Source organism: Anaerotruncus sp. DFI.9.16 (assembly GCF_024461615.1).
GTDB classification, from domain to species: Bacteria; Bacillota; Clostridia; order Oscillospirales; family Ruminococcaceae; genus Anaerotruncus; species Anaerotruncus massiliensis.
Genome location: NZ_JANFZX010000069.1, coordinates 1 through 12,522 on the forward strand (window position 1 = coordinate 1; position 12,522 = coordinate 12,522).

Genomic DNA, 12,522 nt, shown 5'->3' on the forward strand with positions numbered 1-12,522 from the left:
GGACGCGACGCGTCCGCCGGTCCTCTTTCTTTCCGCGCGGAGGAAGGGGCTTGCGTGCGGTGCGCGGATGTAGTAAACTGAACAGGATAGTAAGAATATCCGGGCCAGCCCCGGCTTTGATGGAGGTCATTATGGTTACGATTCAGATGGAAAACGGCAAGGAGATCAAAATCGAGCTCTACCCCGACGTGGCGCCCGCCACGGTGGAGAACTTCGTGAACCTTGTCAAGGACGGCTTTTATGACGGGCTCATCTTCCACCGCGTCATCCCCGGCTTCATGATCCAGGGCGGCTGCCCGCAGGGCACCGGCATGGGCGGTCCCGGCCATACGATCAAGGGCGAATTCGCCGCCAACGGCGTAAAGAACGACCTCAAGCACACCCGCGGCGTCCTTTCGATGGCGCGTTCGGGCAACCCGAATTCGGCGGGCTCCCAGTTCTTCATCATGCACGCCGACGCGCCCCACCTCGACGGGCAGTACGCCGCGTTCGGCAAGGTGATCGAGGGCATGGACGTCGTGGATGAGATCGCCGCTGTCCCGACCGACTATTCCGACCGGCCCAAGAAGGTCCAGCGGATGGCAAAGGTCACCTATACCGAGGACTAAGCGGGTGGAAATCCAGGCCGCCCGCCGCGATTACCTGTGGTGCGGGCTTTCCCTGCTTCTCCTGCTCGGCATGCAGCTGGTGGCGGGCGTGCTGATCGCCCTTCTGATGCTTTTCGCCTCCCTCCCGCAGGAGCTCTTCATGCCGGTCACGCTGGTGGTCTCCACCGTGGTGGGGGACCTGCCGCCCATCCTGCTTCTTTCGCGCATGGTCGGCATCCCGCTGAAGAGCCTCTTCACGGGGGAGCACCACCTCGAAAAGTGGGTGGGCCCCGGCTTTCTCATGATGGTCGGCGCCAGCTTCGCGAGCGGCTACCTGGCCGTGGCCATCGAGGCTCTGCTTTCGGCGGCCGGCATCGAGCTCTGGTCGCCCGAGCTCACCCTGCCCTTCGACCTGCCCGGCTGCGTGCTCATGCTGCTGGCGGTTTCCGTTCTGGCCCCGATGCTGGAGGAGCTTCTCTTCCGGGGACTGCTGCTGCGCACCTTCACGCGGTATGGCCCGCGGTTCGCCATCTTCGCCTCCGCGATGCTCTTTGCCTTCACGCACGGCAACCTGACGCAGGGAGTCGGCACCTTCTTTATGGGCATCCTCCTTGCGGTCATCGCCCAGCGGGCCGGCTCCGTCCTGCCCACCGTGATGATCCACATGTTCTATAACACCTTTGCCATGCTCATCAACACGGCGGTCGAGCTGCCGAGCGAGGTGGCGGTGGCCGCCGCAAACGGATTTTTTGTAATCTTTGGCCTCGTGTGCGTCGGCTATCTGGTGGTGCGCTACCTCAAGCGCCGGCCCGTGTTCCCGCCGAAATGCCCCGAGTCGAAGCCGTTCGGCTTCCGCAGGCTCTTGCGGTCGTGGCCGGTGGACGTCTTTTTGGCACTCTGCTTTCTGATGGCCTTGGTGCCGGCCCAGATGCACTAGAAAAAGCCCCGGACGGAATCATTCCGTCCGGGGCTTTTTGGCGGGGCGCGGCGCTCCCGCGGGCTTGGCGGAAAACGACGCGCCTCCGGCGCGTCCGCGCGCGAAGCGCGCGCGTGCGGTCCCGCCGCACGGTTTTCCGCCCGCCGCGCGGGAGGCTTCTTTCTTTTCTCTTGCAAAAGAAAGAAGCAAAGAAAATGCGCCCGGAGGATCGGAGCGTTCCGCGCCTGCGGGCGCGGTGCGGGGCGCTGCCCCGCGGTCCCGCAGCTTTTGGAAAAGCTGGCAAAACGTTTGGTTTGGGGACGAAGTTCCACGAACGGCGGGCGTGGGTGCGCCGGGGGCGCGCCTGAACCAAAAGCGTTGAAGGGGTGGGGAACTTTTTCGAAAGTTCCCCCGGGTTATTTCGTCATCGTTCCCTCGGACGTCTCCAGAAGCAGCAGAATCTGTTCCTCGGCGCCGGTGGAGGCGTTGACATAGACGAGCACCTTCTGCGCGCCCTCGCCTTCGCCCGCTTTGGCCTGGAACTCATAGGTGAGCACCTCGTTCTGTCCGCTGGTGGGGATGAGCGCAAGCCGCTCGGAGAGCACGGTCAGCGAGGGACTCACCGACTGGAGGGCCTCCTCGGCGGTGATGGCGGGCTCGCCCAGGGTGCGGTCGCGGTGGTTGTTGATATAGCCGCGCGCATCGTAAAAGACGATGCTGCCGTCGTCGAGCGCGACGCCGACCTTGATGAGGTCGGTGTAGAGGATGACGTTGCCGCTCGTCGCGGCGTAGTTGATCGTGCAGACGCCGTCCGCCTTCTCATAGTAGGTGGCGCGCATGTCCTCATAGCCGAGCGAGACGAGGTAGTCCTCCGCGAAACGGAAGATCGCGTCGTTGCGCAGGCGTTCCTCGCCGATTTCGCGGCCGTTGATCAGGTAGGTGACGAGCCCGCCCGCCTTGGTCACGCCGATGCTCAGGTTTTCCGCCTTGAAGGTGTAGGATGGCATGTTGGAATTTTCGTCGTCCGCGCGGGCGAGGTCCCCGGGGTTGAGGCGGGCGGCCGAAGCCGCGGCCTGCTGCGCCGCGTCGGGGGTGACGGTCGGGCGCCCATAGGTGAGGCGGGGCCGCCGGGTGAGCAGGTGGTCGGAGAAGGGCCCGTCATAGATGAGGGTGGGATATCCGGTCATCGTCTGCTCCACGTCCTCGAACCCGGCGGATACGCCCGCGGGCCGGGTGCCCTCGGTGTCGTCGCCGCCGTCATGTCGCGCGGTGCGCAGGGCGGTCACGTCGATGCGGCCGTCCCGCACCTGCCGCTCGACCCCGCCGACATAGTCGTTGAGCTTGGCGGCGTATTCGCGCAGCGCCTCCGCGTTCTGCCGGTCCTCCTCGGAGAGCTGCGCGCCGGCCGCCACCTTTTTGGAGAGCGCCATCGCGTAATCGCCCACCTGCGACAGGAACTTATAGGTGTTGTCCATGTGCAGGTCGCTCACCGGCAGGGAGGAGAGGGCGGATTTCGCGCCGCCGCTCTCCCGCCAGATGCGCGCGGACATCTGGGAAAGCTGCGTGGGGGTGCCGACATACTGGCCCTTTTCCAGGTCGGCGGAGATGTTGGCGAGATAGCTCGACAGCTCGCCGAGCGCGCGGGCATAGGTGTTCTCGAGCTGGAGGCGGTAGTCGCGCGCGGCGGCGTGCTGCTGCACGGCGATGCCGGCGGCCACCAGCAGGACGGCGGCCAAAAAGCTAATGATGCGGATGAGGGCTCGTTTGGAGAGGGCGACGTTCATGAAGGTACCTCCCGGAAAAATTGTTGAAATTCGGATATACACCCTGTTATTTTGTGAACAAATATTGAAAATATGAGAATTTTGGTGGACATTCGTTGAAAAAAAAGCGGGATTGCGCTATACTAAAACGGATAATAGGGCGGTATACGCCTTGGCAGAGATGGGAGCAGGGGATTGATGGAAGAAAAAACGGCATATCTGGATAACGCGGCGACCACGCGCGCCTGTCCGGCGGCGGTGGAAGCGGCGGCGCGGATGATGCGGGACTGCTTTGGGAATCCCTCCTCCCTGCACGCGATGGGGGCAGCCGCGGCGCGGGAGATGGCCGCGGCGCGGGAGGCGGTCGCGGCGTTGCTGGGGTGTCAGGCCGAGTGCGTGACCTTCACCTCGGGGGGCAGCGAGGCCAACAACCTCGCGGTCTTCGGCGGCGCGGCGGCGCGCGCGCGGCGCGGGAAAAAGCTCGTCACGACGGCGGCGGAGCACTCCTCCGTCTCGGAGGCAATGCGGCGGCTCGAGTCGGAGGGCTGGGAGGTCGCGTGCGTGAAGCCCGGCCCGGATGGGAAGCTCGACGCCGAGGCGTTCGCCGACGCGGTCGACGAACGCACGGCGCTCGTCAGCATGATGCTCGTCAACAACGAGACGGGCGCGGTCTTCCCGGTGGCGGAGGCCGCGAAGCGCATCCGCCGCAAAAACCCCGAGACGCTCATCCACTGCGACGGGGTGCAGGCGTTTGGCAAGCTGCCGCTGCGCGTCTCCCGCATGGAGATCGACCTGATGAGCGTGAGCGGGCATAAAATCTGCGGACCCAAGGGGTCCGGGGCCCTTTATATTCGCCGCGGCGTGCGTGTCCTGCCGCAGATCTGCGGCGGCGGGCAGGAGCGGGGGCTGCGCTCGGGCACCGAGAACCTCCCGGCCATCGCCGGGTTCGGCGCGGCGTGTGACGCGCTTAACGGGAAGGTGCAGCAGAATTTCGCGCGCGCCGAAGCCCTGCGGGACCGCCTGCGGAAACAGCTTTCGGAAATGAGCGGGGTGCGGCTGATCTCCCCGGCGGACGGCTCTCCCTACATTGTGAATTTTTCCGTGCCCGGCTACCGCTCGGAGACGATGCTCCACTTCCTCGAGAGCCGGGGAGTCTTTGTTTCGAGCGGGTCGGCCTGCTCGAAGGGGGCGACGAGCCCCGTGCTTTTGTCGATGGGGCTGCCCGCCCCGGTGGTGGACGGCGCGCTGCGCGCGAGCTTCATCTACGGGACAAGCGAGGAGGAGCTGGACATGCTGGTTTCGGCCCTCCGCGAAGGAATCGCCAGGGTGGCGCACAAATAACAGGATGGGACAGGGAAACGAATGAAGGAACTGATACTGCTCAAATGCGGCGAGCTGGCGCTCAAGGGCCTCAACCGCCGCACCTTTGAGGAAGTGCTCATGAAAAACTGCCGGCGCAGGCTGGAGACGCTCGGGAATTTTAAAATCCGCAGCGCCCAGTCGACGATCTACGTCGAGCCGGAAAACGAGGAGATTGACATCGACGAGGCGGTCGACCGGCTTTCGCGGGTCTTCGGCGTGGCGGCGCTCACCCGCGCGGCGATCGTCGAAAAGGACTTTGAAAAGATCCGCGCGGCGGCCCCCGGATACCTGCGGGACGCGCTCGAGGGAGCGCGGACCTTCAAGGTGGAGGCCAAGCGGTCGGACAAGACCTTCCCGATGAAGTCGCCCGAAATCTGCATGGAGATGGGGGCCGCGCTGCTCGAGGCGTACCCCCGCCTCACGGTGGACGTGCACCACCCCGACGTGACCGTCTACGTGGAGATCCGCGAGGTGGCGGCCTACCTGCACACCGACCAGCTCCACGGCGCGGGAGGACTCCCGGTCGGCACGAGCGGGCGGGCGATGCTGCTCATTTCCGGCGGCATCGACAGCCCGGTGGCGGGCTGGATGATGGCCAAGCGCGGGCTGGAGGTCATGGCGGTGCACTTCGTGAGCCCGCCCTACACGAGCGAATTCGCGCTCGAAAAGGTGCGCACCCTCTGCAAAAAGATGTCCGCCTGGTGCGGGCGGGTGCGGCTGGCGGTCGTGCCCTTCACCGAGATCCAGGAGGCCATCCGGGACAACTGCCCCGAGGACATCTTCACCGTCGTGATGCGGCGGATGATGATGAAGATCGCCGCGCGGATCGCGCATGAAAACGGCTGCGGCGCGCTCATCACGGGGGAGAGCCTCGCGCAGGTGGCCAGCCAGACGCTCGACGCGCTCGCCTGCACCGATGTGGCGAGCGACCTGCCGGTGCTGCGCCCGGTGATCGGCATGGACAAGGACGAGATCGTGCGGATCGCCAACAAGATCGACACGTTCGAGACCTCGATCTTGCCCTACGAGGACTGCTGCACCGTCTTCACCCCCCGGCATCCCAAGACAAAACCCCGCCTCGGCTACGTTCTGGAGGCGGAGAGCCGCCTGGACGCGGAGGCGATGCTCGCGTGTGCGACGGAAAACACGCGGATGGAAACGATCGGCTAAAACGCCGCACACCAAGAAGAAGGAGGGTTTTGCTTGATCGCTGAGATTATCGGCGTCGGCGCCGCCCTTGCCGAGGACGGCGCGCTGGCGGCAAACACCCGGTTACTCGAAAAGGAACTCGGGACCTGCGGGATCGAGGTGGGGGCTTCCGCCGCCGTGGGGACCAGCGTGCAGAGCCTGCGCGCGGCGATCGCGCGCGCGCTCGGGCGCAGCGACGTGGTCATCCTGATGGGCGGGCTCGGCCCCGGGCCGGACGGCATTGCCAAGGAGACCGTCTGCGAGGGGCTCTCCCGCCGCCTCGTCATGCACGAGCCGAGCCTCAAGCGGATGAAGGAGGCCTATGAGCGCGCCGGGCGGCAGATGCCCCAGCAGGTCGCCAGACTCGCGATGATGCCCGAGCAGTCGGTGGTCTTCCCCGGCGTGCGCGGGGTCACCCCCGGCTGCGCGCTGTCGGCGGGCAACCAGTTTCTGCTGATGGTGCCCGAGGACCCGCGGGAGTTCGTCCCGATGTTCCAGCACAGCGTCATGCCCTATCTGGCGAAGTTTTCCGACGCCGCCGTCGTGACCCGCACGGTGGGCGTCTACGGCCCCGATGAAAAGGAGATGCGCGAAAAGCTCGGCCCCATCCTGCGCTCGCAGAACCCGGCCGTCGCCGTCTATCCCCGGCGGGGCGAATTCCAGGTGCGCGTCACGGCGCGCGCCGCCGACAAGGCGCAGGCCTCGGCCATCTGCGCGCCCGTCGTGAAGGAGATCGAAAAGCGCCTCGGGGAGGCGGTCTTCGGCGTCGACTGCGGGCCCCTCCCGCAGGTCGCGGCCGGACTGCTGGCCGGGGCGAAGCTCACCGTCAGCCTTGGTGAGGCGTGCACCGGCGGGTCGCTCGGGGAGCTGCTCTCCGCCGCGCCCGGCGGCGCGGGGACGGTCGCCTACGGCGTCTCCGCCTACTCCGACCGCATCAAGCAGGATTCCCTCGGCGTGTCCGCCAAGCTCCTCAAGAAATACGGCCCCGTAAGCCCGCAGGCGGCCGCCGCCATGGCGCAGGGCGCGATGGAGAAGGGAAAATCCGCCCTCGGGCTCGCGGTCACCGGAAACGCCGGCGGACGCGGCGAGGACGCGAAGCGGACGGGCACCGTCCACATCGCCCTCTGCGACGCGAAGGAGGTCTGGACGAGGAGCCTTTCGCTCCCCAAGGACACCCCGCCCGAGGCGATCCGCTACGCCGCCTGCCTGGCCGCGCTCGACCTCGTGCGGCTGTACATAACCGCCCTGCCGGGAAGGCTCCCGGGCGGGGCGCCGCTGAAGGACGCGGCGGCGGGCAGGCTGCCCGCGCCGGCCGCGGCCGGCGCGAAGGGGGAGGGCCCCGGCGCGCAGAAGAAGAAACGCGGCTTTCTTGCGGCGGTCTTCCCGGCCAGAGGGGACGCCCCCGCCGACGTGGTGCGCAAGCTCATCCTCATCGTGGCGGTCTGCGTCTTCATCGGCTCGGCGGCCTACCTCGTCAGCTTCTACGGCGGCTCGGCCAAAAACCGCAGCCAGAACGAGGAGATCGCCAAGGCGTACAGCGCCGCGCTCGGCATCGAGGACGACGGCAATATTGAGGTGCCCGACGGCTATCCCGCCGGATACCAGAAGAAGTTCGCCAACCTCTACCAGATCAACGAGGACGTGGCGGGCTGGCTTTCGATCGACGGCACCCAGGTCAACTACCCGGTGGTGCACTATATCGACAACAGCTACTACCTGCGCCGCGACTTCTACCGCAAGGACAACAAATACGGCATCCCCTGGCTCGAGGCGAACGACTCGATGGAGCCGCAGAGCGACAACTACATCATCTACGGCCACAACATGACCGACGGGCAGATGTTCGGCGAGCTGATGAAGTACAAGGGCGCGAGCGGCACCAAGGATTTCGCCAACCCCACGGCGGGCATCGAGTACCTGCGGGAGCACCCGGTCATCTCGTTCGACGACGTCTACCGGGACAACGACTATAAGATCATGGCCGTCTTCATCACCAACGCCAAGGAGGCCTACGGCCCGATCTTCTACTACAACACCTACCTGGACCTCGGCGACCAGGCCACCTTCAACACCTTCGTCGACGAGATCACCAGCCGCTCCTACTACAATTCCAACGTCGACGTCCAGTTCGGCGACAAGTTCCTCATGCTCTCCACCTGCTCCTACGAGTTCGGGCCCGTCTCGGACGACGCGCATGTGCGCACCGTCGTGGTCGGGCGCCGGGTGCGCGACGGGGAGAAGGCGGACGGCAGCGACATCACCTACAGCGTCAACCAGAACGTCAGACTGCCCGCGGGCTTCGCGGGCGGTCAGGCGACCGCCGAGGCGGTCAAGAACGCCAAGACCGAGTCGGCGGCGGGACTCGTGCCCGAGCTGCCGGGCGCTTCCGCGGCGGCCAGCGCCGGCGCGTCGGGCGCGGCGGGCGGTTCCTCCGCCGCGGCGTCCCCGTCCTCCTCGCAGAGCGCCGCGCAGACGGAGTTCGACGATCGGGCGCTCGGCTACGCCGACGACGCGCAGTACGCGCTGAAAAAGGCGCGCGAGGCGCGCGATGAGGCGCAGAACTACCTCGACAGGGCCGGGCGCGGCTCGGCGGGCGCCTCCGAGGCGCGCGGCGCGGCGGACAAGGCGGCGCAGGCGATGGACCGCGCGAAGCAGGCCTATTACGACGCGCTCGACGCGTCCGACCTCGCGCGGGAGATCTACGAGAAGCATCCGTCCGGCGTGACCAAGCAGGCGTACCAGGACGCGCTGGCGGCGGCCAATTCGGCCAAGAAGGAATTTGAAAAGGCGGAGCAGTACGCCGACGAGGCGGAGAGCATCGCGCGCGACAAGGAGAAGGAGTCCGCCTCGTCGAGCAGCAGCACGACGAGCACGGTGACGCCGCCCGCGTCGAGCGAGGCCGCGCCGCCCCCGGCGAGCAGTGAAACGCCCCCGCCCCCGCCCGCCTCGAGCGAGACGGCGGCCTCCTCCGAGGCGCCGCCGCCCAGCGAGCCGAAGCCGGAGCCGGAGCCGGAACCCGAGCCCACCCCCGAGAGCAGCCAGCCGGTCGAGGAGACGGGCGGCGGCGACGAGGGCGGCGAAGGGGAGACGCAGGTCGCGGCCGCGACGGTGCGCAGCTCCGCCAACGACAAGCTCACGATCGTGACGGGAGGCAAAAAGACGACCGGGCGCGCGACGGACATCGTCGCGCGGGTCGTCATGAACGAGATGGGCGCGGGCTTCGAGGAGGAGGCGATCAAGGCGCAGGCGGTCGCCGCCTACACCTTCATCAAGCAGCAGAACAAGAGCGGCATCACCCCCTACCTCGGCACCAAGACGCCGAGCGACGAGGTGTACGACGCGGTCGAGGAGGTCGCGGGCGAGGCGGTCTACTACAAGAACAAGCTCGCCTTCACCCCCTTCTACGCGACCTCGGCGGGCGTGACCATCGCCTCGGAGGACGTGTGGGGCGGCAGCTACCCCTACCTCGTGTCGGTCGACAGTGAGATCGACGAGATGGCCAGGAACTATGAGGTCAGCGTCAAGCTGAGCGCGGACGCCGTCGCCAAAAAGGTGAAGAGCGCCCTCAAGATCGACCTCTACGACTTCAGCGACGACCCGGACGACTGGTTCGACATCGAGGATTACACCGAGGGCGGCATGTACGTCAAGTCGGTGCGGGTGGGCAGGAAGACGGTGACCGGCAGGGTCCTGCGGGAAAATGTGCTCGGCCTGCGCTCCGCCGCCTTCGAGATCGATTATTCCTCCCGCCGCGACGAGTTCACCTTCACGACCTACGGCTACGGTCACGGGGTCGGCATGAGCCAGACGGGCGCCAACCTCTACGCCGCCGAGGAGGGCTGGGACTACCTCGACATCCTGAAGCACTACTACCCCGGCACCAAGGTCAAATAGGCCGGAGCCCCCGGCGGGGGCGGGCCGCCGAGCGGCGGCCCGCTTTTTCGGCGGCATCCGGGAGTTTTATAAAATTTCCTCTCCACAATCCGACTGGAATGTGCTATAATTTGAAATTGTAACTGGACTGTTTGGGGCGGCGGGGCCGCCGGGAGAATGATAAAGAGGATAAAGAGGGTTTTCTATGAATCTGCTCAAAAAGTTCCTGCGCGGGGTCTACTATTTCTGCGTGGGCGTTAAGTCGGCCGTGTGCGACTTCCTTGACTGGTACACCAACAACCGGAGCATCCCCCGCGTGCTGCGCAGCCGCGCGTCCCTCGCGGTGATCGTGCTGGCGGTGGCGGCCGGAGGCTGGGGGCTCGTCTCGGCGGTCTCCGGCATGGACCTCACCCGCAGGGAGCCCGTCTCCCCGAGCTCCTCCGCGCAGGAGGAGCAGGCCTCGCAGCCGCAGCAGCCCGTCTCCGAGGCGGAGCCTGTATCCGCGCCTGCGGAACCGGCGGAAAGCAGCCAGCCGGAGGTGGACGCGCTCGCCGGCGCGACCCGTTATGAGCCGGTGACGGCGGTGCAGCTCTCCCGCCTGCTCAAATCCCGCGCCGAAACCTACGAGAAGGAGGAGGGCGCGACCTTTACGCCTCCCGCCGCCGGGGACATCGCCGGGTGGAAGGCGGTCAACCCCGACGTGTTCGGCTGGATCACCATTGCGAACACCAACATCAGCTACCCGCTCGTCTACAACGCGAACACCAATTTCTACACCAGCCGCGGCTACTATAAAGAGGCGAGCCGCAACGGCGTCATCTGGGCGGACGGCGACACCAAATTTGACGCGAACGGCGAGATCACCTCGCGCAACTGCGTGCTCTACGGGCACAACTGGACCAACTGCTGGCGGCCGGTGCGCATCGGCAATCCGGGCGACGTGATGTTCGCCCAGCTCGCCGCCTACGACAACGCCGAATTCGCCAAGGCGAATCCCTACATCCGCGTCGCCACGCTCGGCGGCGACCACCTCTACCAGGTGTTCACCGTCTTCTACACCGACCTGAGCTTCGGCTACAACTACGCGGACGGCGCGGTCGTCAACCAGATCATCTCGACCGCCAAGGCCAAGAGCATCCACGACTTCGACGTCACGGTCGGCCCGAACGACAAGATCATCACCCTCTCCACCTGCACGCGGGTGCTCGGCGCGGGCGACAACCAGCGGTTCGTCGTCATGGCCAAGAAGATCTCCTAGCGGACACCGGCAAAACGGCCCTCGTCTGAGGGCCGTTTTTTAAAGGAGGACATCCCTTTGAAGGACCTGATTTTTTCCATCCTGCGCCCCTTTCTCGAGGCGTATGCGATGCTGCGCTACAAGTCGATCTGGGGGCTCAAGGCGCGCCTGCAAAAGCGCCCCGGCAAGCTGATGAAGCTCACCTACGGGAACTATTTCCTGCGGCGGGGCAGCTTTGTGGGGCTCGACAGCGAATTTGGCGGGACGCCCTGCTTCCCGCACGGCGTGCAGGGGATTTTCATTTCCAACGGCGCGAAGCTCGGGCGGGACGTGGTCATCTTCCAGCAGGTGACGATCGGCTCCAACACCCTGCCCGGCAGCAAGTGCCCCGGCGCGCCCACGATCGGCGACAACGTCTATATCGGCGCGGGCGCCAAGATCGTCGGGGGGATCACCGTCGGGGACAACTGCCGGATCGGCGCCAACGCGGTGGTCTACGAGGACATGCCCGCGAATTCGGTCGCGGTCTGCGCCCCGACCCGCATCCTGCGCAAGGAGGCGCTCGACAACACCTATACCACGACGCTCGACGGGGTGGACTACTACTTCCGGGACGGAAAGCTGCACGTCGACCGCTGACGAATGAAAAAAGGCCCGCGCTCTGCGCGGGCCTTTTTCATGTTACACGCGCGCGCCGCCGCGGCGGACGGCCCCGGGTCAGGCCTCCCGCTGGTCGACCAGCAGGTCGATGAAGCCGTCTACCAGGCGGCGTTCGGCGGGGGTGCAGCCCTCCAGCTTGCGCAGGATGTCGCTGTTCAGGTAGTTCTGCTCGTGCGTGCTCGTGCCGAGCAGAAGCTCGTCGGGCGTCACGCCCAGCGCGCCGCACAGCTTGACGACCGTTTCGAGGCTGGGGATCGAACGGCAGTTCTCGATGTGCGAGATGTAGTTGTTGGTGACGTCCGCGCGCTCCGCGAGCTGTTCCTGCGTCAGGCCCTTGCGGCGGCGCAGATAGGCGATCCGCCTGCCGAGCAGGCTGTAATCCACATACATTTGTTTCCGCTTCCCTCCCTGCGCGCCCCGTGCCCGGACGCGCCTATAATAAAAGGATAATGAAAAGCGCGGCAAAGAACACTCATTATAAATCCTAAAGTACTTGTATTTATAATTATGATGCGTTATAATACGATTATACTTTGCGTGATTGTTGAGGTGGGGGATATGGGGAGATCCGGTCGGATCGCGGCGGGCCTGTTCCTGGCGGCGATGCTCTTCGCCGCCGGGTGCGGCGCCGCGGCCTCCGAACCCGCAGTCCCGCTTCCGCCCGCCCCGTCCGCGCCTCTTCCGGACGAGATCCCCGAGCCGGTGAGGCGCGCGCTCGCCCGCACGGAGGAACGCAGGGGGCGGGCGGAGCTGATCGCCGTGAGCGTCACCCCGTCCGGGGAGGGACTGGCGGTCCTCCTGTGTGTGCGCGCCGGGGAGGGCGTCTACGCCGACCGCTACCTCTGGCGGGACGGGCGCCTGCTGGAGGGATAAACCGACCAAAACGGGGGGGGGGGGGGGGGGGGGGGGGGGGGGGGGGGGGGGGGGGGGGGGGGG

At 66.3% G+C, this 12,522-nt stretch carries 10 protein-coding genes; 8 read left to right on the plus strand and 2 right to left on the minus strand.

Annotation, left to right across the window (positions count from 1 at the left end; genetic code table 11):
- Positions 1-131: 131 nt before the first annotated feature.
- Together NE609_RS15430 and NE609_RS17885 are read left to right on the plus strand one after the other, a co-directional pair.
- Positions 132-608, plus strand: a complete 477-nt coding sequence (locus NE609_RS15430) for a peptidylprolyl isomerase (protein ID WP_370867176.1) — start codon at positions 132-134, stop codon at positions 606-608.
- A gap of 4 nt (positions 609-612) precedes the next feature.
- Positions 613-1,524, plus strand: coding sequence for a type II CAAX endopeptidase family protein (locus tag NE609_RS17885; RefSeq protein ID WP_256153020.1), 912 nt, complete (start codon positions 613-615; stop codon positions 1,522-1,524).
- Positions 1,525-1,919: 395 nt separating this feature from the next.
- On the opposite strand, the gene ypeB is transcribed toward NE609_RS17885, so the two are convergent.
- Positions 1,920-3,287: a germination protein YpeB gene (ypeB, locus tag NE609_RS15440; protein WP_256153021.1), complete on the minus strand. Its 1,368-nt coding sequence runs from the start codon at positions 3,285-3,287 to the stop codon at positions 1,920-1,922.
- Between the two features lie 177 nt (positions 3,288-3,464).
- On the opposite strand from ypeB, the gene NE609_RS15445 reads away from it, so the two are divergent.
- The 5 genes from NE609_RS15445 (at position 3,465) to NE609_RS15465 (ending at position 11,565) form a co-directional block, all read left to right on the plus strand.
- On the plus strand, positions 3,465-4,607 hold the full coding sequence (locus NE609_RS15445; protein ID WP_256153022.1) for a cysteine desulfurase family protein: 1,143 nt from the start codon (positions 3,465-3,467) through the stop codon (positions 4,605-4,607).
- A gap of 21 nt (positions 4,608-4,628) precedes the next feature.
- A complete protein-coding gene (gene thiI / locus NE609_RS15450; protein WP_256153023.1) occupies positions 4,629-5,798 on the plus strand; it encodes a tRNA uracil 4-sulfurtransferase ThiI in 1,170 nt (389 codons plus the stop codon).
- 33 nt (positions 5,799-5,831) lie between these two features.
- Complete coding sequence (locus NE609_RS15455) at positions 5,832-9,710, plus strand: nicotinamide-nucleotide amidohydrolase family protein (RefSeq protein ID WP_256153024.1); 3,879 nt, start codon at positions 5,832-5,834, stop codon at positions 9,708-9,710.
- A 184-nt stretch (positions 9,711-9,894) separates the two neighbouring features.
- Positions 9,895-10,947 (plus strand): class B sortase, encoded by a 1,053-nt coding sequence (locus tag NE609_RS15460; protein ID WP_256153025.1) that lies wholly within the window; start codon positions 9,895-9,897, stop codon positions 10,945-10,947.
- Between the two features lie 57 nt (positions 10,948-11,004).
- The gene (locus tag NE609_RS15465) at positions 11,005-11,565 is read left to right on the plus strand and encodes a serine acetyltransferase (protein ID WP_207654172.1); all 561 of its coding nucleotides are present in this window, start codon (positions 11,005-11,007) and stop codon (positions 11,563-11,565) included.
- Positions 11,566-11,643: 78 nt separating this feature from the next.
- Here the strand turns inward: NE609_RS15465 and NE609_RS15470 are convergent, their stop codons facing one another.
- Positions 11,644-11,976, minus strand: coding sequence for a helix-turn-helix domain-containing protein (locus tag NE609_RS15470; protein WP_121587054.1), 333 nt, complete (start codon positions 11,974-11,976; stop codon positions 11,644-11,646).
- 168 nt (positions 11,977-12,144) lie between these two features.
- Here NE609_RS15470 and NE609_RS15475 point away from each other — a divergent pair, with 168 nt between their 5' ends.
- Positions 12,145-12,459 (plus strand): hypothetical protein, encoded by a 315-nt coding sequence (locus NE609_RS15475; protein WP_256153026.1) that lies wholly within the window; start codon positions 12,145-12,147, stop codon positions 12,457-12,459.
- The last annotated feature ends 63 nt before the right edge of the window (positions 12,460-12,522 follow it).